The sequence below is a fragment of the Arthrobacter sp. UM1 genome, assembly GCF_020483305.1.
GTDB lineage: Bacteria > Actinomycetota > Actinomycetes > Actinomycetales > Micrococcaceae > Falsarthrobacter.
The window spans coordinates 92,638-114,204 of record NZ_JACWAB010000007.1; the positions used below are offsets into that span (position 1 = coordinate 92,638).

General features: G+C 71.3%; 19 protein-coding genes. 8 read left to right on the plus strand and 11 right to left on the minus strand.

Annotated features, from left to right (window positions below; genetic code table 11):
* Positions 1 to 3 precede the first annotated feature (3 nt).
* Positions 4 to 912: an HAD family hydrolase gene (locus H9I38_RS09070; protein WP_226338495.1), complete on the minus strand. Its 909-nt coding sequence runs from the start codon at positions 910 to 912 to the stop codon at positions 4 to 6.
* 328 nt (positions 913 to 1,240) lie between these two features.
* On the opposite strand from H9I38_RS09070, the gene H9I38_RS09075 reads away from it, so the two are divergent.
* Together H9I38_RS09075 and H9I38_RS09080 are read left to right on the plus strand one after the other, a co-directional pair.
* Positions 1,241 to 2,137, plus strand: a complete 897-nt coding sequence (locus tag H9I38_RS09075) for an endonuclease domain-containing protein (protein ID WP_226338496.1) — start codon at positions 1,241 to 1,243, stop codon at positions 2,135 to 2,137.
* Positions 2,138 to 2,402: 265 nt separating this feature from the next.
* A complete protein-coding gene (locus H9I38_RS09080) occupies positions 2,403 to 5,057 on the plus strand; it encodes an exo-alpha-sialidase (protein WP_226338497.1) in 2,655 nt (884 codons plus the stop codon).
* Positions 5,058 to 5,185: 128 nt separating this feature from the next.
* Here the strand turns inward: H9I38_RS09080 and serS are convergent, their stop codons facing one another.
* Positions 5,186 to 6,451 (minus strand): serine--tRNA ligase, encoded by a 1,266-nt coding sequence (gene serS / locus H9I38_RS09085; RefSeq protein WP_226338498.1) that lies wholly within the window; start codon positions 6,449 to 6,451, stop codon positions 5,186 to 5,188.
* 61 nt (positions 6,452 to 6,512) lie between these two features.
* On the opposite strand from serS, the gene H9I38_RS09090 reads away from it, so the two are divergent.
* Positions 6,513 to 7,787, plus strand: a complete 1,275-nt coding sequence (locus H9I38_RS09090) for a diacylglycerol/lipid kinase family protein (protein ID WP_226338499.1) — start codon at positions 6,513 to 6,515, stop codon at positions 7,785 to 7,787.
* Between the two features lie 75 nt (positions 7,788 to 7,862).
* On the opposite strand, the gene pheA is transcribed toward H9I38_RS09090, so the two are convergent.
* Together pheA and H9I38_RS09100 are read right to left on the minus strand one after the other, a co-directional pair.
* Positions 7,863 to 8,795 (minus strand): prephenate dehydratase, encoded by a 933-nt coding sequence (gene pheA, locus H9I38_RS09095; RefSeq protein WP_226338500.1) that lies wholly within the window; start codon positions 8,793 to 8,795, stop codon positions 7,863 to 7,865.
* Entirely contained in the window at positions 8,792 to 9,124 is a 333-nt protein-coding gene (locus H9I38_RS09100; RefSeq protein WP_226338501.1) for a rhodanese-like domain-containing protein, read from the minus strand. The genes pheA and H9I38_RS09100 overlap by 4 nt, the downstream gene beginning before the upstream one ends.
* Before the next feature lie 179 nt (positions 9,125 to 9,303).
* On the opposite strand from H9I38_RS09100, the gene H9I38_RS09105 reads away from it, so the two are divergent.
* Complete coding sequence (locus H9I38_RS09105; RefSeq protein ID WP_226338502.1) at positions 9,304 to 10,875, plus strand: peptide MFS transporter; 1,572 nt, start codon at positions 9,304 to 9,306, stop codon at positions 10,873 to 10,875.
* Between the two features lie 205 nt (positions 10,876 to 11,080).
* On the opposite strand, the gene H9I38_RS09110 is transcribed toward H9I38_RS09105, so the two are convergent.
* Positions 11,081 to 11,869 (minus strand): DUF4190 domain-containing protein, encoded by a 789-nt coding sequence (locus H9I38_RS09110; protein WP_226338503.1) that lies wholly within the window; start codon positions 11,867 to 11,869, stop codon positions 11,081 to 11,083.
* 13 nt (positions 11,870 to 11,882) lie between these two features.
* On the minus strand, positions 11,883 to 13,187 hold the full coding sequence (locus tag H9I38_RS09115) for a glycosyltransferase 87 family protein (RefSeq protein ID WP_226338504.1): 1,305 nt from the start codon (positions 13,185 to 13,187) through the stop codon (positions 11,883 to 11,885).
* Positions 13,188 to 13,295: 108 nt separating this feature from the next.
* On the opposite strand from H9I38_RS09115, the gene H9I38_RS09120 reads away from it, so the two are divergent.
* A complete protein-coding gene (locus tag H9I38_RS09120; RefSeq protein WP_226338505.1) occupies positions 13,296 to 14,033 on the plus strand; it encodes a thiamine phosphate synthase in 738 nt (245 codons plus the stop codon).
* On the opposite strand, the gene H9I38_RS09125 is transcribed toward H9I38_RS09120, so the two are convergent.
* The gene (locus H9I38_RS09125) at positions 14,005 to 14,703 is read right to left on the minus strand and encodes a DUF1345 domain-containing protein (RefSeq protein WP_226338506.1); all 699 of its coding nucleotides are present in this window, start codon (positions 14,701 to 14,703) and stop codon (positions 14,005 to 14,007) included. The two genes, H9I38_RS09120 and H9I38_RS09125, sit on opposite strands and share 29 nt — an antisense overlap.
* Positions 14,704 to 14,740: 37 nt before the next feature.
* Here H9I38_RS09125 and H9I38_RS09130 point away from each other — a divergent pair, with 37 nt between their 5' ends.
* Together H9I38_RS09130 and H9I38_RS09135 are read left to right on the plus strand one after the other, a co-directional pair.
* The gene (locus H9I38_RS09130) at positions 14,741 to 16,060 is read left to right on the plus strand and encodes a uracil-xanthine permease family protein (RefSeq protein ID WP_226338507.1); all 1,320 of its coding nucleotides are present in this window, start codon (positions 14,741 to 14,743) and stop codon (positions 16,058 to 16,060) included.
* On the plus strand, positions 16,060 to 17,238 hold the full coding sequence (locus tag H9I38_RS09135) for a hypothetical protein (RefSeq protein ID WP_226338508.1): 1,179 nt from the start codon (positions 16,060 to 16,062) through the stop codon (positions 17,236 to 17,238). Before H9I38_RS09130 ends, H9I38_RS09135 begins: the two co-directional genes overlap by 1 nt.
* A gap of 2 nt (positions 17,239 to 17,240) precedes the next feature.
* Here H9I38_RS09135 and H9I38_RS09140 read toward each other — a convergent pair whose 3' ends face one another.
* From H9I38_RS09140 to H9I38_RS09150, 3 genes are read right to left on the minus strand one after another with little or no spacing between them, the layout of a single operon-like run.
* Positions 17,241 to 18,188 (minus strand): glycerophosphodiester phosphodiesterase, encoded by a 948-nt coding sequence (locus H9I38_RS09140; protein WP_226338509.1) that lies wholly within the window; start codon positions 18,186 to 18,188, stop codon positions 17,241 to 17,243.
* The gene (locus H9I38_RS09145; RefSeq protein WP_226338510.1) at positions 18,185 to 19,060 is read right to left on the minus strand and encodes an HAD family hydrolase; all 876 of its coding nucleotides are present in this window, start codon (positions 19,058 to 19,060) and stop codon (positions 18,185 to 18,187) included. The genes H9I38_RS09140 and H9I38_RS09145 overlap by 4 nt, the downstream gene beginning before the upstream one ends.
* Entirely contained in the window at positions 19,057 to 19,578 is a 522-nt protein-coding gene (locus H9I38_RS09150; protein WP_226338511.1) for a YbhB/YbcL family Raf kinase inhibitor-like protein, read from the minus strand. Before H9I38_RS09150 ends, H9I38_RS09145 begins: the two co-directional genes overlap by 4 nt.
* A 144-nt stretch (positions 19,579 to 19,722) precedes the next feature.
* Between H9I38_RS09150 and H9I38_RS09155 the strand changes: the two genes are divergently transcribed.
* The gene (locus H9I38_RS09155) at positions 19,723 to 20,907 is read left to right on the plus strand and encodes a GTP pyrophosphokinase family protein (protein WP_226338512.1); all 1,185 of its coding nucleotides are present in this window, start codon (positions 19,723 to 19,725) and stop codon (positions 20,905 to 20,907) included.
* A 17-nt stretch (positions 20,908 to 20,924) separates the two neighbouring features.
* Here H9I38_RS09155 and H9I38_RS09160 read toward each other — a convergent pair whose 3' ends face one another.
* Positions 20,925 to 21,332: a hypothetical protein gene (locus H9I38_RS09160; protein ID WP_226338513.1), complete on the minus strand. Its 408-nt coding sequence runs from the start codon at positions 21,330 to 21,332 to the stop codon at positions 20,925 to 20,927.
* Between the last annotated feature and the right edge of the window lie 235 nt (positions 21,333 to 21,567).

Here is a 21,567-nt window from a genome sequence, read left to right on the forward strand (position 1 = left end):
CGCCTACCGGATGTACTCGCGGAGGATGCGGGCGGCGCCGTCGTCGTCGACCTCCTCGGTGACCTCGTCCGCGGCCGCCTTGACCTCCTCGGGAGCCTGGCCCATCGCGACCCCGCGGGCGGCCCACTCGAGCATCTCGATGTCATTGCGGCCGTCGCCGATCGACACCGTGTTCTCCGGCTCCACCTGGAGCTTGCGCCGCAGGTTCTCCAGCGCACTCGCCTTGGTGGTGCCGGACGCGGCGATGTCCAGCCACGCCGTCCAGCCCACCGAGTAGGTGACGCCGTGCAGGCCGATGGACTCGACCGCCTGGCCGAACTCCTCCGCCGACGCGTCCGTGCTGAACACCACCACGCGCACCGCGGTCTTCTCGGCGAGCTGCTCGATGGGCAGGGTCTTGGCCTGCACGCCGAAGCTCCTGTCCTGGAACTCGAGGGTGGACCAGTACTCGCCGTGCTCGTCCTCGACGGCGAAGTGCGCGCTCGGCAGCTGCTCCCGCAGCGCCAGGATCACCCTGCCCGGGCGGAACGTCACGCGCTCCAGCACCTCGAGGCCGCCGTCCAGCTCCGGGTCCAGCCGCGCCGTCACGCCGCCGTTCGAGGCCACGATGTAGCCGCGCTCGATCCCGAACTCCTGCGCGATCGGCAGCGCCGCGTACAGCCCCCGCCCCGTGGCGACGACGACGTGGTCCCCGCCTGCCGCGAGCGCCGTGCCGGCCTGGCTGACGCCGTGGGACATGTCGCCGTGGTGGTTGACGAGGGTGCCGTCCACGTCGAGCGCGAAGAGGCGGGGCTCGCGGGGGTCGTCGCCGTGCGGGACGGCGATGCCGGTGGGGGCGGACTCGGGGGCGGTGCTGGGCTGGGCGTTGCTGGGCTGGGCGTGGGTCTCGGCGTTGCGGGTCTCGGCGCTCATGCCCTCATTCTCCCACTGGGCGCCTCGACCGCACCTGGATTCCGGCCCCTCCCGCTTGTGCACCCGGTTCTCTGGCTTACGCACCCGGTTCTCTGGCTTGTGCACCCTCTGGTGTCAGGATTCGGGCCGGATCCTGACACCAGAGGGTGCACAAGCATTTGAGGGTGCACTACCCCCTGGCCCGGCCTGCCACCCCCGCGGCCGCCCCGTACTTGACGGCCATGGCCCAGACACCGCGCCCTGTGGCCAGACGCGCTGTGACTAGAAAGTTGTCCACATACGTCGACGAACCGCCACGCGAGGCTGCTGAATTCGGGATTCTCGGCCTATGGAGACCTTCGGCGAAAAGAGCGTGAACCGCTATCACCTCCCCCGCGGACGGCTGAAGCGCATTGCCCCAGGATGCTATGTGGATGCGGAGGAATGGGCCCAGGCCTATCCGTCGGACCGCTTTCTGACCGCGGCCACAGCCGTAGGACGAGCCCACGTCCTCACCAGTCGGTCAGCCGCAGCGGTCTTGGGGTTGCCACTGGTCAGCATTCCCCAGGAGATCGACATCGCCGTGACGGGCCGGGGGCATGTGGGCCGCACACCACCGGGTCGGTTCCCCTTCGGCATGAAGCGCATCCGGTCCCTCTCGCCGCCGATGGAGTTCGGGGACCTCCTCATCACTCCTCCCAGCGAGTCCATCCTGCGCGCGGCTGGCTCCTTGCCCATCGGCGAGGCCGTGGCTCTCTGTGACGCTGCGCTTCGGAGACACTACGTCGATGAAGCCAGCTGGGCCCCCAGCGGCCCGGATCTGATGGTCGCACTCGAGGCAGCAACCTGGCGCGGAGGGCGCACGAACGCCCGTAGAGCCCTGGAGTTCGCGCGGCCACAGAGCGAGTCGCCCGGCGAAAGCATGTCCCGAGTCCTCATCATCGAATCCGGGTTTCGCGCGCCCGAACTCCAAGTGCGATTTTGTCTGAACAGCGGAGAGACTGCTCGCTGCGACTTCTTCTGGCGCGAAGCCGGGATCATCGGCGAGTTCGACGGCCTCATCAAGTATCAGCCTGGCCTCTCCGGTCAACGCTCGCCTGCTGAGGTGGCGATGGAGGAACGTCAACGCGAATCGGCCCTCCACGACCTCGGCTTCCGAGTCCTCCGGTGGACGTGGAGCGCGCTGCGAGGAGAACAGCCCCTCTTGCCGCGGCTTCTCAGGGACGCCGGGGTGCCACGAGCCTAACCGCCCCGCTTGTGCACCCGGTCCTGCCGCTTACGCACCCACTTCGTCCGCTTAAGCACCCTCTAGTGTCAGTTTTCAGGCCGATTCCTGACACCAGAGGGTGCACAAGGGAAGGAGCGCCCTGCGAACGGGGCAGCGCGGCTGTCTGTCCATACGACAGCCCGGTCCCCCAAAGTGCACGACGGCGGCCGCGATAAGATCACGAGACATACATCCGTTCGTGATTCCAGTCAGGACTGCTTTGCCCGCGCCCTCCCCTGCCCCCGTGCCCGATTCTGCTCCCACACCCGCTCCAGACCTCCTCCTCGACCTGCGCGGCACGCCCGAGGAGATCCGCACCGCCGCCCAGTCCAGCGCAGCCCTTCTCGCGGAGTCCCTCTCGGGCACCCTGCAGCTGGACTTCACGGGCGGAACGGACGGGCCGCTCCTAGAGCTGACGGGCACCCGCGGCAGCATCACGCTCGAGATCCGCGGCGGCCGCCTGGACGGCTGGGTCCGGCACCAGCAGACTCCGCGCGAGGACGTCCGCCGCCTCGACGCGGAAGACGCCCTCGGCCTCGACGACTCCCGCCCCCACAGCGTCGCCCTCACCGTGAACTCCGCCGGGACGCACGTCTTCACGGACGGGTACGAGGCCTTCTCCACCACCCAGTCCGCCTGGCTCGGGGACATCGGCCTGACCGGGATCAGCGTGGACCCGCATCGCCTCATGACGCCCCTTCGCTTCGCCGCCTGGGGCGGGCCGCTGGGGCTGGACGCCGTCGTCGCGCAGGCGGTGAGACCGGAGCCGCTCATCGAGTTCGCCGCTGCGGAGCTGTCTCCGCGGGACGCGCGCCGGGCCGGGGCGCTGGCCCGGGGGACTCTCCGCGCGGTCCTGCGCACGCGGGGGCTCGGCCAGGGCGGAACGGCGCTCGCGGCGCGGGGCGAACGCGGCGTCCTGAGCCTCGCCGTGGAGGACGGCGGCCTGCGCTGGCGCGTCACGCGGGACGGCGAGACGGTCGCGGACCACCTCGCGCCCGGCGGCTGGGACGACGGCGAGTGGCACGAGATCGCCGTGACCTCCGGCCGGGGCGCGCTGCAGATCCACGCCGACGGCCACCAGGTCCTCCACGCGCCCGGCGAGGCGTTCTTCGGGGACATCGGGCCGGTGGGCCGGGTCGTGGCGGGCCAGGACCTGGACGGCGCGCGCCTCTGGGGCGAGGTGAGGACGGCGTTTCTGCACCCGGAGCCGCTCTCGGACCACCAGCTCAAGCGGCTGGCCGGCGTGCGGCCGCTGCCCACGCAGGCCCTCTTCGACACCGGCCAGGACGGCGCCCGCAGCCACCGCATCCCGGCTCTGCTCGCGCTGGACTCGGGCGTCCTGCTCGCCGCGGCGGACCGTCGGGTCAGCATCCCGAACGACGCCCCGAACGAGATCTCCCTCGTCCTCCGCCGCAGCCTCGACGCCGGGCGGACCTGGGAGCCCGCGCGCGTGCTGCTGGAACGGCCCGGCACGCCGCGCCCCGCCCCGCGCCCCAGCGAGGCCCCCGCAAGCTCCCCCGGCACCCCGCGCCCCGCCGCCGAAGCGCCCGCCACCCCGCATCCCGCCGCCGCAACCCCCGGCCGCGGCCGACTCGGCGCGGCGATCACGGACTCGGCCCTCGTGCAGGACCGCGAGTCCGGCCGGCTCCTCGCGCTCGTGGACGCGTTCCCCGGAGGCATCGGCCAGCCGAACGCCGAACCCGGCACCGGCCACAACGAGCGCGGCCGCCTCCTCCTCCACACCCCCGCCGCCCTCACCAGCAGCCAGGCCGCCTTCACCGACAGCCAAACCGCCCCTGCCGACAGCCAGACCGCCCCTGCCGGCAAGCCCTGCGACCCCTGCGCCCTCGAGCCGGACGGCCGCGTGCTCCGAGAAGACGGCTCCGAGACCGGTCACCGCGTCAGCCCCGACGGCACCGTCACCCTCAACGGCCGCCCCGCCGGCAGCATCCACCTCGCCGCCGCCGACGCGCCGCCCGAAGGCCTCCTCACGGCCCGCACCTCGTTCCTGCAGCTCCTCACCTCGGACGACGACGGCGCCACCTGGTCCCGCCCCCGCGACATCACCGCCCAGGTCAAAGCCCCCTGGATGCGCTTCCTCGGCATCTCGCCCGGCAACGGCATCCAGGTGCGCCGCGGACCCCACGCCGGCCGCATCCTCGTCCCGGCCTACTTCAACGGGGAACCGGCCGCCGGGGCTCCCGCGGGCGTCACGCCGAGCACCTTCTTCGCCGCGGCCCTCCTCACCGACGACGCCGGCGCCTCCTGGCGCCTCGGCTCCCCCGCCAATCCGCTCTCCCCCGAAAGCACGACGACGACGGCCGCCCACGCCGCCCCGCCTGCGGCTGACCCCGCCGCTCGGCCTGCAATCCCGTCCACCGGGCGCCCTGCTTCTGTGTCCACCGCCGCTTCCGAGCAGGGAGGCGCAGCGGGGCACACCTCCCTCTACGAGTCGGCGCTCGTGGAGGGCGAGGGCGGATCGGTCCATGTCTTCGCCCGGAACCAGCACCCGTCCGGGAGGGTGGCCCATGCGATCAGCCGCGACGGCGGCGAGACCTGGGGTCCGCTCGAGTTCCTCGAGGACGTGCCGGAGATCTTCTCCCAGCCGAACGCCATCCGAGTGAGCCTGACGGGCGGCGGCGAGCCCGCGGAGGCCGTCGTCGTCGCGAATGCCTCGCAGCTGCTGCCCTTCCGGGGCCGAGGAGTCCTCCGCATCACCGAGGACGAGGGCCGGATCTGGCGCAGCCGGGTGCTCGTGCCGCGGCACTACGTCTACCAGTGCATGGCGCAGCTGCCGGACGGGAGCCTCGGCATCCTGTGGGAGCGCGAGTGGCAGGGCCTGTTCTTCACGGTCCTGCCGCTGGAGTGGCTGCTGGAGTCCCGGAGCACGGGGCTCTGAAGAGTCCGGCCGCCTCTCCCCCTTCAGCATTTGTGGCGCTTTTCGTGCGCTAGAGGGCCTGAAAATGCACGAAACGCGCCACAAATCGGGGGAGGGGCGGGATGAGCGGGGGGGGGGAGGGAGTCCCCCTACTTCCCCAGGAGCGGCAGCACCTCGAGGCCGCCCATGTACTTCTGGAGGGCCTTCGGCACCCGGACGGAGCCGTCGGCCTGCTGGTGGGTCTCGAGGAGGGCGACGATCCAGCGCGTCGTCGCGAGCGTGCCGTTGAGCGTGGCCACGGAGCGCGTGCCCTTCTCCGCCCGCTCGCGGATGTTGAGCCGCCGCGCCTGGAACGTGGTGCAGTTCGAGGTGGACGTGAGCTCGCGGTAGGTGCCCTGCGTGGGAACCCAGGCCTCGCAGTCGAACTTGCGGGCGGCGCTCATGCCGAGGTCGCCGGCCGCCGTGTCGATGACCCGGTAGGAGAGCTCGCACTTGGCCAGCATCTCCTCTTCCCAGGCGAGCATCCGCTCGTGCTCAGCCTCGGCGTCCTCCACCGGGCAGTAGATGAACATCTCCAGTTTGTTGAACTGGTGCACGCGGATGATGCCGCGGGTGTCCTTGCCGTGCGAGCCGGCCTCGCGGCGGTAGCACGTGCTCCAGCCGGCGTAGCGCTTGGGGCCCTGCTTGAAGTCGATGATCTCGTCCGCGTGGTATCCCGCGAGCGCCACCTCGGACGTGCCCACGAGGTAGAGGTCGTCCTCGGCGAGGCGGTAGATCTCGTCGTCGTGCGCCACGTCGAAGCCCGTGCCCTGCATGGTCTCGGGGCGGACGAGCGTGGGGGTCATCATCGGGACGAACCCGTTCTCGAGGGCCTGGTCCAGCGCCATCTGCATGAGGGCCAGCTCGAGGCGGGCGCCCACGCCCTTGAGGAAGTAGAACCGCGCGCCGGAGACCTTGGCGCCGCGCTCCATGTCGATCGCGCCGATGAGCTCGCCGATCTCGAGGTGGTCCCGCGGCTCGAAGTCGAACTGCGCGGGCTCGCCCACGGTCTTGAGGGTGACGAAGTCGTCCTCGCCGCCGGCGGGGATGCCCTCCACGATCCGGTTCGGGATGAACCGCGCCAGACGGTCCAGCTGCTCCTGCGCGGCGTCCGCGTCCGCATCCGCGGCCTTGACGTTGGCGGAGAGCTCCTTGACCTCGCCGAGGAGCGTCTGCTTCTCCTCGCCCTTGGCCTGGGCCACCTTCTTGCCGAACTCCTTCTGCTCCGCCCGCAGGGTCTCGAAGCGGGAGATGGCGGTGCGCCGGGCGGTGTCCGCCTCGATGACCTTGTCCACCACGGACTCGTCCGCGCCTCGCGCGCGCAGAGACTCCTTGTACGCAGCCGGGTTTTCGCAGAGATCCTTGACGTCAATCACGCGTCTGATCATACCGGCCCGTATACACCCGGGATCGGGCCGTCTGACTTAGGCTTGTCGCATGTCCCCCTCAGCTCTCTGGATCTCCATCGCCGTTCTTGCCGCGCTCGTGATCGTCGGCTGGGCCTTCTACCGCGTGGGCGTCAGCGCGGGCCGCCGCCGGGAGCGCGAGGCCATTCAGAGGACGGTCATGCCGGAGCTTCCGTCGTCGTCCTCCCGCGAGGGCGCGGACGCGGAGGCCGACGACGACGAGGGCCCCGCAGCCTGGCGCTGGCAGACGCACCGACAGGCCGCCCACGGGGAGTCGCCCCGGGTGGCCCTCATCCTCAACCCTTCGAAGAACGACGCGGAGCGGGCGCTCAAGCTCGTCCGCCTCGGGTGCGCGATGCGCGGCTGGGCCTCTCCGCTGCTCATCGAGACCACGGCGGAGGACCCGGGCGAGGGGCAGGCCCGCGAGGCCCTGCGCCAGGGCGCCACGCTCATCCTCTCCGCCGGCGGTGACGGCACGGTCCGCGAGATCGCCGGCGTCCTCGCGGACGAGGACGAGAACCCGGACCGGGTCCCCCTCGGGATCGTGCCGCTCGGCACGGGCAACCTGCTCGCCCGCAACCTGGGCATCGACGTCTCCAAGCTGGACTCGAAGGCGCTCGAGGTCGCGGTGGACGCGGCCCTCGAGGGCAAGGCGCGGCGGATCGACACGGCCGCCATCGAGATCGAGTCCGCGGACGGGAAGGTCTCCCAGGACACGTTCCTCGTCATGGGCGGGATCGGCCTCGACGCGGAGGTCATCGCCGCCACGAACGACGACCTCAAGAAACGCTTCGGCTGGCTCGCATACACGGACGCGGGCATCCGCCTCCTGCCGGGGGACCGGAAGTCCGTGGAGATCAGCATCAACGGCGAGGCCTACCAGCGCCAGAAGGTCCGCAGCGTGCTCTTCGCCAACCTCGGCAAGCTCCCCACGGGCGTGGACTTCGTCCCGGGCGCCGCGGTCGACGACGGCCTGCTGTCCATCGTGACCATGTCCCCGCGCGGAGTCGTCGGCTGGATGTGGATCGCGGCCAAGACCATCAGCCGCTCGAAGGCGGACATCCCCGTCATGGGCTTCCAGCACGCGCACAAGATCGCCATCCGCGCGCACGAGCCGATGGGCACCCAGCTCGACGGCGACCTCTCCGGCGAGGCCGTCCGCCTCGAGGCCTGCATCCGGCCGCGATCGCTCACCGTGCACGTGCCCAAGAAGGCCCCGAGCCTGCTGCAGCGCGCGTTCGAGCCGAGCTCGGGGCGGGACGCCCAGCAGGAGGCGGAGCAGGACACCGAGGCCTCGGAGGCCTGAGCCTCAGGCGCAGGGCGGCGTGCGCACCACGCGCCGGGGCGGCCTGCGGATCACGCGCCGGGCCGCCGCTCGGCGCTAGTCCTCCCCCGGCTCTCCGGCGCTGAAGAGCGACTCGAACCACTCGTCCGCCTCGCGGTACGCGGCGTCCGAGGTGTGGGCGGCCGGCGCCACCGAGACCCGGTCCGCCCGCGGGTAGGAGCCGAGGAACGTCACGGGCGTGATGCGCCGCAGCCCGCGGACGGCCGCGCCGATCCGGGCTTCGGAGACGTGCCCGTCCACGTCGATGGAGAAGAAGTAGGACCCGATCCCCTGGCCCGTGGGCCGGGACTCGATCCGGTTGAGGTTCACGCCGCGCGTGGCGAACTGGTCCAGGATGTCCATGAGCGCGCCGGGGTGGTCCTCCGGCAGCGGGATGACGAGCGTGGTCTTGTCCGCGCCCGTCGGCTCCGGCACCTCGCCCTCCCGGGCCACGAGGATGAAACGGGTCACCGCGTCCGTGACGTTGCCGATGTTCTCGGCGAGGACCTCGAGGCCGAGCTGCTCTGCCACGAGCGGCGAGCACACGGCCGCCTCGAACGGCGCCTCCCCGGCGGAGAGCTCGACGGCGGCGGCCGCCGTCGACCCCGCGGGGAAATAGGAGGCGTCCGGCAGGCTGGCGGCGACCCACTCGGTGACCTGCGCCCAGGCATGGCCGTGGGTGGCGAGGCCGCGGACGTCCGCGAGCGCCGTGCCGGGGCGGACGGCGAGGACGAAGGTGATGGGGACGAGGTGCTCGGCCACGATCCGCAGGCCGCGGCCACGGGCGATGGCGTCCAGCGTGGCGGAGACTCCGCCCTCCACCGAGTTCTCGATGGGGACCATGGCGGCGTCGGCCTCGCCGGAGCGGACGGCGTCGAGCGCCGCGGGGACGGAGGCGGCGGGAATGCGCTCGGCCTCCCGCGCGCCCTCCACCTGGAGCAGGGCCGCCTCCGTGAACGTGCCGGAGGGGCCCAGGTAGGCGTATCTCACGCGTGGCCCTTGACGAAGGCCTCGCCGGACTCGGACGTGATGGGCAGGCCGTTCTCGGCCCACTGGTCCATGCCGCCGCGGACGTTGACCACGGAGTACCCCTGGTTGGTGAGCCACTGCACGGCCTGGGCCGAGCGGCCGCCGCGCAGGCAGATCACGTTGTAGTCCGTGTCCGGGTCCAGCTCCTCGACGCGCAGCGGGAGCTCCCCGAGCGGGATGTGGACGGCGCCCTCGATATGGCCGGCATCCCACTCGTCCTGCTCGCGGACGTCCAGGACGGCGGCTCCGGGGCGGACGTCGGTGACGTCGACGCTCTCGACATCGTGCATGGCCTGTGCCTTTCTCTCGGCGGTCGGCTGACGCTCTCCAGCGTAGCGCTCCGGGGCGCGCCCGAGGGCTGAGCGCACGGGCAGGACGCGGGGCGCAGGGCGAGCGGGCGGCCGCGGAACTGGGCGGCAGAATCGTCTCACGTTGTGAAACAGTCCACATTCTGAGAACCTGGTTGATTGTGAGCACACCCATTCAACCCCCAGACAACGGCTTCACCGAGGCCCGAGCCAACGCCGCCTCGGACGAGACGAGCGCCGCTCGCCGCAGCGCAGCCTCCGAGCGAGCCGCCGGCGCGTTCGGCTCCGCAAGCCACCCCGGAACGCCGATCCGCGGCTTCTTCGGCCACCCACGCCAGCTCGGCGTCCTCTTCATGCTGGAGATGTGGGAGCGGTTCTCGTTCTACGGTCTCCAGGGCATCCTCGCCTACTACATCTACTACTCGGCGGAGAAGGGCGGCCTCGGCATCGACCAGGGCACGGCCCTCGGCATTGTCGGCGCCTACGGCGGCACGGTGTTCCTCATGACCATCATGGGCGCGTGGGTGGCGGACCGCGTCCTCGGCCGGGAGAAGACCCTCTTCATCTCCGGCATCCTCATCATGCTCGGCCACCTCTCGCTGGCCCTCATCCCGGGCGCGGCGGGCCTCCTCGTGGGCCTCGTCCTCGTGGCCGTCGGATCGGGCGGCCTCAAGGCGAACGCCACGGCCGTCGTCGGCACCCTCTACGAGCGCGAGGATCCGCGCCGGGACGCCGGATTCTCGATCTTCTACATGGGCGTCAACACGGGCGCGCTCATCGGCCCGCTCGTGACCGGCCTGCTCAAGGACACCAAGGGCTTCCACTGGGGCTTCGGCGCTGCAGCGGTCGGCATGGCCATCGGCCTGGTGGTCTACGCGATGGGCCGCCGCAAGTTCCCGGAGCACGCGTACATCCCCTCGAACCCCCTCGTGGGCTCGCAGCGGAAGCTGATCGCGCCGGTGATCCTCGGCGGGTTCGCGGTCATGGGGCTCGCCCTGTGGTTCGGCCTCGCCACGGACAGCATCGACTGGGTGGTCTTCACCATCGCCGTCGTCGCCGCAGTCGCGTACTTCGCCGTCATGCTCCGCGACCGGGACCTCTCGGACACCGAGCGGTCCCGCGTCAAGGCGTTCATCCCGCTCTTCCTCGCGGCCACCCTGTTCTGGTCCCTCTTCCAGCAGCAGTTCACGTTCATCGCGGTGTACTCGGATCAGCGGCTGGACCGGCACATCGGCTCGTGGGAGTTCCCGGCCTCGTGGGTGCAGTCCATCAACTCGGTGTTCGTCATCATCTTCGCCGGCGTCCTCTCGGTCATCTGGACCAAGCTCGGCAACCGCGCGCCGGGCACGCCGAAGAAGTTCTCCCTCTCCCTCGTCATCGTGGGCGCCGCGTACCTCGTGTTCCTGCCGTTCGCCAACGGCGCCTCGCTGACGCCGGTGCTCGTGCTGGTGCTCGTGCTGTTCCTCTTCACCATGGCGGAGCTCATGCTCTCGCCGATCGGCCTCTCCCTGGCCACGAAGCTGGCGCCGCTCAAGTACCCCACGCAGATGGTCGCGCTGAACTTCCTCGCGTCCTCGATCGGCACCACGCTCGCGGGCACGGTCTCCAAGTACTACGACCAGCACAACGAGGCCCCCTACTTCATCACCGTGGGCCTCACGAGCATCCTCGGCGGCGTCCTGCTCTTCGTCGGCTCCAAGGCCGTCTCGAAGCGCATGAAGGGCGTCCTCTGACGCTCGCCCTCCGCGGCGCGGCCTACCCCCCACCCCCCCCAGCTCGTTTGTTGCGAGTTGGAGGAATGAGGGCGGCCATTCCTCCAACTCGCAACAGACGATGAGGGGAGAAGGCCCGGGGAAGCGGAAAGAGGGGGAAGAGGCAGAAAAGCGGCGGCGGTCCGACTCTAGAGTCGGACCGCCGCCGCTTTCGCGTCTGCGCCGCTTACGCGTTCGTGGAGAACGACGGCGACGGCGAGGAGAACTCGCTCGGATCCATGGTCGCGCCCACAACCACCACGAAGACGATGAACAGGATCATGATCAGCAGGCTCAGGTAGTTGAGGACGAGGCCCGCGATGGCCATGCCACGCCCCTCCGGCTCTCGGCTGAGGGCGATGTGGCCCAGCACGACGCCGATGATCTGCGGCAGGAACAGGACCATGAAGCCGACGAACGAGGCGATGCCGATGACGAGCGAGGCGATGCTGAGGCCGCGCCGCGGCTGCTCGGCGACCACGTAGGGCGACGGCGCGTAGTGCATCCCGCTCTGATTGACGCCGCTGGTTCCGTACGGGGTGTACTGCGTTCGGCCCGGCTGGGTGCCCGGCTGGGCTCCTGGCTGACCCGGCTGCGTCTGGCCGTAGGACGGCTGCCCCTGGCCGTACGAGGACTGGCTGTACTGTCCCTGGCCGTAAGGCGACTGGCCGTAGCTGCTCTGTCCGTACCCGGGCTGGCCGTAACCGGGCTGTCCGGAGCGGTGGTCCCCGTACTGGCCGTGATCGGAGGAGTGCCCACCGAAGGAGGACTGGCCCTGGCCGGAGGACGCCCCGAAGGCAGTGTTCCCGGCTGCAGTGTTCCCCGCTGCAGAGGACCCTGCCGCAGAAGACCCGGCGTTCGAGGACCCCGCTGCAGAGGACCCGGCCGCAGAGGAGCGGGCCTCGTCAGCTGCGGACCATCCGAAGTCCGGGGACGAGTGGTCGGGCTCGGAGCCGGACGTGTTGTTCTCGCTCATGGTGAGTCCTCTTCTACTCTGAAATCTCGGAACTGGGAACGGGGTCAGGCCTGCGGGAGCGGCGGAGGAGCGTGCGCGGCACCTCGAACAGCCCGGGCCGGCCCCTCATCGTGAGCACGGCCGCGAAGGCGCAGCAGGTGCCGAGCAGCATCAGCGCCGCCGGAATGCAGGCCACGATCCTGGCCCAGGGGTGTACGGAGAACAGGTCGTACGGGACAGTGTCCCATCCGATGCCCCGGAATCCGACGCCCATCACAATGACAATGATTCCGGAAACCGCCGCAAAAGCCCACCTCAGCCGGCCGGTCACCTTTCCCACGCACAGCCACCCGTAGACCATGACCGGCAGCCAGGTGGCGTGGTGCGTCCACGAGATGGGCGAGATGAGGAGCATCGCCGTGGCGCCGAGCCCCAGCTGGGCCGGGAGGTCGATCCTCCCGCGCAGGCCCATGAGCGCCATGAGGGTCAGGGCCACGACGACGAGGACGCCGAGGAACCACACGCCCTTCATGTCCGTCCCGAGCCGGGCGATCACGCCCTCGAACGAGACGTTGTCGAAGTACCCGATCCCGCCCACACGGGAGGGGTCCCGGATCACCTCAAACCAGTACTGCTTCGAGAGCCCCGGCGCCACGGCCGCCGAGAGGAACAGAGAGCCGGCGAACCCGGTGAACATGCCCAGGACCGTCTTCCAGCGCCCCCACGCGAGCGGCACCAGCCCGAGGGCCAGCGGCGTCAGCTTCACTCCGCCGAGCAGCCCCAGGACCACGCCCGCAAGAAACCCGAGGCCCAGCCGGGTGCAGGCCAGATAGACGAGCCCGAACACGATGATGTTGATCTGGCCGAAGCCGAACGAGTCCCGGAACGGGGACATCCAGCAGAGCACCCCGAGGAGCAGCGGCGCCGTGCACCACGGCCGCACAGGCTCGGGCAGGACCGCGGCCAGGCGCGGAGCGAAGTCCCGGCACACGAGCCACAGCAGCCCCAGGCTCGCGCCCACGTTGACCACGGTTGCGGCCCACTGCGGCAGGAACGCCAGCGGCAGCATGACGAGCGCCGCGAACGGCGGGTAGGTGAAGGGGAGGAAGTGCCCGTCGTCGAGCGGGAGGACGGGAGCGTAGAGGCCGGAGGGGTTCTCCACGAACGCGCGGGCCCCCGCCCGGTAGACCATGAGGTCCTGGCCGTGGAGGCGGCTCGCCGTGAGCGCCCCGGCCACGAGCACGGCGCTCAGGACCCAGACCCACGCACCGGAGTGCGGCGCTCCGGGAGTTCGGCGCAGGCGCACCGCGTCCGCTCTCTGCCCGGTGCTCACGCCCATGCGCACTCCTTCACTGGTCCCCGGAGGCCGGTGATGCTCGAGCAGACCCCCTGCGGGTGCCGCGACACCCCGTTGTCATCCTATCGGCCGGACACTACTGTCTGGCGTGTGAGCGCACCGTCTGTGGACAACGATCCGTCTGTGTACCTGGTGGCCGACGTCGCCGTCGCCCGATCCGCCCGCGAGCGCGGCGTGCACCGCCTCTCCCTCCCCGAGATCGCGGACGCCGCGGTCTCCCACGGCGTCCGGACGGTCCAGCTGCGGGCCAAGGGGCTTCCGGAAGACGAGGCCGAGGAGCTCGTCCGGGCCCTCGCCCCGGCCACCGAGGGCCGCGCGCTCCTGCTTCTCAACGACTTCACGGCAGCCGCCCGCCGCCTCCGCCGCGCCGGAGTCCCGCTGGACGGGGTGCACATCGGCCAGACCGACGGCTCCCCGCTCGAGGTCCGCGAGCTCCTCGGGCCGGACGCGGTCATCGGCCTGAGCGCCGAGGCGCCCGAGCACTTCGAGGCGATCGCGCGGCTGCCGAAGGGCACCGTGGACGCGGTGGGCATCGGGGCGGTGAGGGCGACGACGAGCAAGGCGGACGCCCCTGCCCCCATCGGCTTCGAGGGCCTCGCCCGTGCGGCGGCCCGGGCGGCCGGGCTGGGCCTGGACGCCGTCGCCATCGGAGGGCTCGCAGCGGGAGACGCCGCGGCCGTCCTCGAGGCCGGAGCCCAGGGCATGGCGGTGGTCTCCGCGATCTGCGCGGCCGAGGACCCGGGCGCCGCGAGCGCGGCGCTGCGCCGGGACTGGGACGCGGCGCTCTCCTCCGCGGCGGCTAGGAGGCCAGCCCCACCACGAGGTTGATGACGGTGGCGGTGATCGCCGTCGCGTAGAGGTAGGAGAGCAGGCAGTGGACCAGGATCATCTTCCGCAGCGCCGGCGAGCCGACCGTCGTGTCCGAGACCTGGAACGTCAGGCCCAGGTTGAAGGAGAAGTACGCGAAGTCCGTGTACTGCGGCAGCGCTGAGCCCTCGAAGTCGATGGGCGCGGGAGCGTCCGCCGCGGCCGCGGCCTTCTCCCGGTAGTACTCCTCCGCGTACCGCAGCGTGTAGACGGTGTGGATGACGAACCACGAGCCCACGACCGCGGCCACCGCGAGGAAGCCGAGCCGCAGCACTCCCGGGCCGTGCGCGCCGCCCGAGTGCCCCAGGAGCGCCGCCACCGCCACGAGCGCTACGAGGGCGGCCGCGGTCACGATGAGGTGCGCCGACCCGGACGAGGGGTCCTCCCGCGTGGACCACTCCCGCGTCTGCCGTCCGTCCATGGGCCAGAGGTGCGCGATGCACTGCCCCACGTAGGCGAACGCCCCCGCCGCCCATCCGGCCGAGAGCGCGACGACGGCCGAGCCGTCCCCGAACACGGACTCTCCGAGCCCGGTCAGCCCCACGCCGAAGCCGACGACGACGCCCGCCGCCGCGCTGACCAGCAGCCGCGCCAGGGCCGAGGCCCGCACTGATGTCTTCCGATCTGCCACTCCGCCAGCCTACGGGCGGCGCGCCCCGGCTCCTAAGATGGGGAGCATGGCTCTTCCCTGGACCGTCCACGGCGACGGCGGCGCACCGCTTCCCGGCCGATTCGTCGCCCCGCTCGAGAGGCTCTCCTGGGGCCGCACCGCCGGCATCGGCGCGCAGCACGTCATCGCGATGTTCGGCTCGACCTTCCTCGTCCCCGCCCTCACCGGGTTCCCGCCCTCGACCACCCTCATGTTCTCGGGGCTCGGCACCCTCCTCTTCCTCCTCGTCACGCGCAACCGCGTGCCGAGCTACCTGGGCTCGAGCTTCGCGTTCATCGCCCCGATCACGGCCGCGATGGCCTCGCCGCACGGCGGGATGGGCGCGGCGCTCGGCGGCGTCGTCACGGCGGGCCTGGTGCTGGGGCTCGTGGGCGTCGTCGTGCAGTTCGCGGGCTCGGCATGGATCTCCCGGCTCATGCCGCCGGTGGTGACCGGCGCGATCGTCGCGCTCATCGGCCTCAACCTCGCCCCCGCCGCCACCGCGAACTTCCAGAAGTCCCACGTCACGGCGCTCGTGACCGTGGCGGCCATCCTTCTCTCGATCGTGCTCTTCAAGGGGCTGCTCGGGCGGCTCTCGATCCTCCTCGGCGTCATCGTCGGCTACATCGCCGCCGTCCTCCGCGGCGAGGTGGACTTCACCGCCATCGAGAAGGCCGGCTGGTTCGGCCTCCCGCAGTTCCACTCGCCCGTGTTCGTCCCCTCGCTCATCGTGGCGTTCCTCCCGGTGGTGTTCGTCCTCATCGCGGAGAACGTGGGCCACGTGAAGTCGGTGGCCGCGATGGCCCAGCAGGACCTCGATCCCTACGCCGGCCGAGCGCTCATGGCGGACGGCCTCGCCACGGTCCTCGCGGGCTTCTCCGGCGGCTCCGGCACCACCACGTACGCGGAGAACATCGGCGTCATGGCCGCTTCGAAGGTCTACTCGACGGCCGCGTACTGGGTGGCCGGCATCGTGGCCGTCCTGCTCAGCCTCTTCCCGAAGTTCGGCGCGGCGATCGCCACGGTTCCGCCAGGCGTCCTCGGCGGCGCGGGCACGGTGCTGTACGGGATGATCGGCCTGCTCGGCGTGCGCATCTGGGTGGCCAACCGCGTCTCCTTCGCCAACCCGATCAACCTCATGGTCGCGGCCGTGGCCCTCATCGTGGGCATCGGAAACCTCACGTGGACGCTCGGGTCCGTGACGTTCGAGGGCATTGCGCTCGGCACCGCCGCGGTGCTCGTGGGCTACCACGGCCTCACGGCGATCGCCCGGCTCCGCGGCACCATCGACGTCTTCGAGACCGAGGAGCGGCCGGTCGAGCACTCGGAGCTGGGCTGATGGCCATGGACCCCCTCGGCCGCACGGCCAGCAGCTCCCCCATCGAGCGGGAGTCCGACCTCTGGTGGGAGCGCCTCTCCGCCTGGACCTCCGAGGCTCTCGAGGCCGCCGGGTCCCGCATCACGGGCGAGTTCTCGGTGCTGCGGCGCACCCCCTGGCGCATCGAGGCCGCCGTGGACACGGGGCTCGGGCGCGTCCGGGTCGTGGAGACCGTGCCCTCTCACCAGTTCGAGGGCGCCCTCCTCGCGACCCTCACCCGCCACGCGGGCCCGGTGGCGCTGCGCGCTCTCGCAGTGGACCGGGCGGCCGGCCGCTTCATGGTGCACGACGACGCCGTTCCCCTCGCCTCCCCGCCGCAGCGCCGGGGACGCCGGGCCGCGGTCCGGGCGGACGAGCCGGCGGTGAAGGACCTGCTCCAGGCCGTGACGGCCTTCCTGCCGGCGTGGGCCGAGGCGCAGCGCGGTCTCGCCGCACACCGGACGGACCTGCAGATGTCCGGGACGCCGGCGATGGACCCGGCCTGGTTCCCGGCATTCACGGAGAACCAGCTGGCCTCGCATGCGGAGCGCCCGGAGGGCCACCCGCTCCACCTGTCTGAGGAGGAGGCGGAGGAGCTGTCCCAGCGGCTGCGGCCCGTGGTGGGCGACTCGGCCCGGACCCTCATGGCCTCCGACCTGCCGCTCATGCTGGACCCTGTAGTCCTGGCGACGCAGGGCCCGGCCGCCGGGGACCTCGCCTGGCGGGATGGAGCTCGGGAAGGCGAGCGGAACGGTGAGCGGAACGGCAAGCGAGGCGGCGAGCGGAACGGTGAGCGGGACGTGGTGGTGACCCGCTTGGCCGACGCCTCCCTGACCCATCCCTTCTCCCTGGTCCGGACCGTGCTGGAGGCCTGCGCCTGGCTGCCGGACGAGGCGGACGAGCCGCTGGCCGCCGCCCTCTCCGACTGGATCTCCCGCGTCTCCCGCACGGGAGACGTGCGCGGCTCCCTCCCGACCGTCGAGGCCGCCCTGCGCGTGGCCCCGCTCGCCGAATACTCGGCCCTGCTCCGCCTCTCCGCCTCTCCTCAGGCTGACCCGGAGGACCCGGACGTCCGCCAGGCGGGGGCTCGCGCGCTGGACTGCCTGCGTGCCGTCGGGACCGTGCCCTCCCGGTGGGAGCGGATCCGCGCGCTGCTCTGAGGTCAGCCGGCTCCGCGACCTTGCGGCCACGTCTCGTTCTCCCGCATGACCTCGGCGAGGACGTCAGGACGATCCGTCATGAGCCCGTCCACCCCGAGGGCCAGCAGGCGGCGCATCTCCGCCGGCTCGTCGATGGTCCAGACGTGAACCTGGATGCCGAGCGCGTGCGCCTGCCTCACGAACCCCCGCGTGACCACCGGAACGCCGCGATAGCGCACGGGCACCTGGAAGGCCGTGATCCCGCGAAGCCGCCTGGCCATAAGGCGTCCGAGCCCGAGGGCGCTCAGCACCCGGAACTCCGCCATGAGCCTCATGCCCGGCGACTGGGCGATGTCCCTCCGGCTCGTCAGCCGTTCGAGCTCGTCCACGCAGGCGATGCGGTGGGCGTCCTCGAAGGAGGCCACGAGGACGCGCGAGGCGAGCCCGTACCGGTGGACGGCCCGGGCCAGCGGCACGGCGCCGGCGGCGTCCTTGACGTCGATGTTGAAGCGGGCGTGCGGCCAGTGGAGCACAGCCGTGTGGAAGAGGTCATCGAGCGCGGCCATGGGCTCGCCGCCGATGCTCACGGCCCTCAGCTCCTCCAGCGTGTGGTCTGAGACGGGGCCGCTGCCGTCCGTGAGGGCGTCCAGAGTCTCGTCATGGAACACCACGGCGTGGCCGTCCCGGCTCGTCCGGATGTCCAACTCCAAGTAGGCGTACCCCGCCTCGACGGCCCGCTGGAAGGCGGGCAGCGTGTTCTCATCCCCGTGGGCCGCATCCCCGCGGTGGGAGAAGGCGAGCGGCCATCCCGCGAGCTCTCCGCCAGCGCGGTTGGCCAGATACGGGGCGCTGCCGGGCCGCGCTCCGGACCGACCGCCTGGCTGCCCGGCCGGAGACGCCCCGCGCGGCGTGGGCCTCTGCGACTGCTGCTCCCGGGCCCAGCGCGTCCGCGGCCCGCGCTTCCGGCTCACGGCCGCCCCTCCGGAAGGCGGCCCGTCTCCAGGAGGGACTCGATGACCTGGGCCACCCCGTCCTCCTCGAACGGAGGCGCGATCCGCTCGGCCTGCTCCCGGACGCGCGGGTGCCCGGAGGCCATGGCATAGCCGTGGCCGGCCCAGGCGAGCATCTCCAGGTCGTTCGGCATGTCCCCGAACGCGAGGACCTCCTGCGGAGCGATGCCGAGCGCGTGGGCGAACTCCTCCAGGGTGTGCGCCTTGGTCACGCCGGCACGGCTCACCTCGAACAGCGCGACCCCCGCCACCGAGTGGGTGGCGTACGCCGCCGGGGAGACGCCGGCCTGCGCCGCGTCCAGGAAGGCGTCCGCATCCGTGCTCTCCGGGTCCCGCGCGTACAGCTTGAGGACTCCCCCGCCGATCTCCTCGCCCCGGGAGCGCAGCATCTCGGCGATGTCCTCCACGTGCTCGAACTGCACGGGACTGGACACGGTGAAGGCGGGCTCCGCGACGGGTCCCGCGAGCGTGTCCACACCGAAGGCCGCATGGGGCACCAGCCGGCGAATGCCCTCGACCGTCTCCAGCGCGTCTGCCACCGGGAGCAGCTCCGAGGCGAGGACCTCCTCCGCCTCCAGGTCATAGACCACGGCGCCGTTGGCGCCGATGACGCGGCCGATGGTGTGCCCCGCCGACCCCATGTAGGTGCGCAACGGCCCGAAGAACCACGGCGGCCGGCCGGTCACGAACACGACCTCGTACCCCGCGGCCCGCGCAGCCCCGAAGGCCTCGACGGTCCGCTCGCTCATCTCGAACCGGTGGCTGAGGATGGTGCCGTCCAGGTCCGAGGCGATGAGCCGGATGCCCGTGGCCTCCGGCCCCAGGCCGGTCACTCGCTCTCGGCCGGGACGGTGTACGTCCCGATGAGGCGGGCGCGGCCGAGCGTGTGGCCGAACATGTTGAAGGCCATGAACGCCGGCGAGGCGTCCTCCGGCACGTCCAGCTTCTCCACGTCCAGGGCGTGGACCACCACGAAGTAGTTGTGCGGGCCGTGGCCAGCGGGCGGCGCGGCGCCGATGTAGCCCCGCGTTCCGCCGTCGTTCTTGAGGACCGTGGCAGAGGACGGGAGCTCCGCGCCCTCCTCGAGGGAGCGGAGGTCCGCCGGAAGGTTGCACGCGGCCCAATGCCAAAAGCCGGAGGCCGTGGGCGCATCCGGGTCCAGGACCGTCACGGCGAAGCTCTTGGTGCCCTCCGGCACGTCATCCCAGGAGAGCTGCGGGGAGCGATCCTGGCCGTCCAGCCCCATGATCCCCGAGACCTGCGGGCTCTTGAGCTCCTGGCCGTCCTGGAAGGACTCGCTGGTCAGGGTGAAGGACGGGACCTGGGGAAGGCGCTCATACGGATCGAACATGACAGCTCCTCACGCTGGGTTTCTCTTGGCTCTAACCTAACAACGAGGGGTGGACACTGTAAGAGGACGCAGAGGCCCGTTCAGGAACGCGACAGGCGCGGCCGGTACCGTGGTGTCCGAGTCTCAGCCATGCCTAGGAGTGTCATGCCCGCCCGACCGTCGCCCAGCCGCACCTCGCACGAGCACACGTCGTCGCCCGAGCTGAAGCGGGCGGTCGAGGCCTCGGTCGAGGAGTACGTCCGGCTGCGCCCGTGGCTGGAGGCCGTGACCGCGAACGTGACGGAGCAGATCCGCGGCGTCTTCGCGGACTCCGAGCTCAAGCCCCTGTTCGTCACCTCCCGTACCAAGTCTGTGGAGAGCTTCGAGGAGAAGGCGTCCCGGGTGCTCTCGGCCACCGGGGAGGACGAGCCGGAGACGCTCGTCTTCCCCGACCCGATCCGCAACCTCAACGACCTCGTGGCCGTCCGCGTCATCGTGACTCTGCCGCACGAGATCCGCGAGGCCGCCAACCTCATCAAGAAGGCTCGCTCGCTCTTCGACTGCCGTGGGGACCGGGAGAAGGACACGGGCTCCATCGAATCCGGCGAGTACGGCTACTCAAGCCGCCACTTGGTTCTGCGCACCCAGCACAACGACGTGGTCCGCGAGTACCAGTCCCAGCTCCCGGATGCCGACCCGAACCCGAACGGCGCCTACTTCTTCGAGGTGCAGATCCGCACGGTGTTCGCGCACGCCTGGAGCGAGATCGAGCACGACATCCGCTTCAAGAACGCCGACCGCCGCGCCTGGTCCCCGAACTTCGACCGCCAGTTCACCGCGACCGCGGCCATGCTGGAAAAGGTCGAGGAGACCTTCGAGGACCTCAACGAGAAATACGCCCGCGTCAGCGAGTTCTGGAACCCCCGCGGCGGCGGCGAGGAGCCGCTCACGCCCGCGCGCATCCGCGAGGTCTGGGAGACGCTGCTCCCCCACGTGGACCGCAAGTTCGACGACGACTGGGGCTGGGCCGCCGAGCTCGTCGCCGCCCACGGCATGGACCGCACGGACCAGCTCTGCGAGCTCCTCGAGGCCGAGCAGATCCGCCATGTCCGCAAGGCCCTCGACCACCGCTACTCCCCGGGCCCGGACCGCCTGCTCGACGACCTTCTCCTCTGGCAGTTCGGCCAGGACCACATCGAGCGCACCGCCGATGAGTCCGACGACGACGCCCGCCCCCGCCGCGCCTCCCTGACGCGACGCCTGCGGCAGATCCGCTCGTACCGGCGTCTGCACCCCGCCGAGTTCCCGGATCCCCTCCAGCCGACGACGGCCAACGCGACGGCAGAATAACCGGCCGTCGCGGGGCATCACAGGTCGGGGAGGGTGGCCACCTCTGACGGAGTGGTGTCCTGCTTCCAGCCCTTCCAGACAGGGCGCAGATACCGGCCGTGCTCGCTCAGGCCTTGGTAGGAGACCCGCCCGACGAGTGCGGGCCGGACCCAGTGTGCGTCTTTGGCATCAGCCGTGGGGATCACGTTGTCCACGGGAGGCAGCTTGCGGGCCATGTGGCGCAGCCGGGAGGTCATGGCCGCGAGCTCAGACTCTCTGAAACCAGTGCCGACGCGGCCGACATAGTGGAGTTCCAGGCCGCGGGGCACGGCGACGAGGAGCGAGCCGATGCGGCGCGCGTGGCTGCCCTTCCCGGCTCGCCAGCCGACGACGATCACGTCTTGCTCGACTGGGCCGGGGGCCGGCGCCTGGCTCTCGCTGCCCATGGTGCCCCTCTCCGACTGTTTCTATGCATAGTGGTGCACGAATGCGGGTGGGCGCAAGCCGGGACGGCCGGGCCAGGTCGGAGAAGGGGGTGGAGCTCTTCGTGCCGCGGCATGCGGCTGCGGGCGGGCGTGTTAAACGGGGGAAGGCCCGCCCCCAGAACAGCCACCCAGCAAGGGGGTGGCCGCCCGGGTGACGGGCCTTCCACACACAAAAGAATTGTCCGGCTGCGACCTA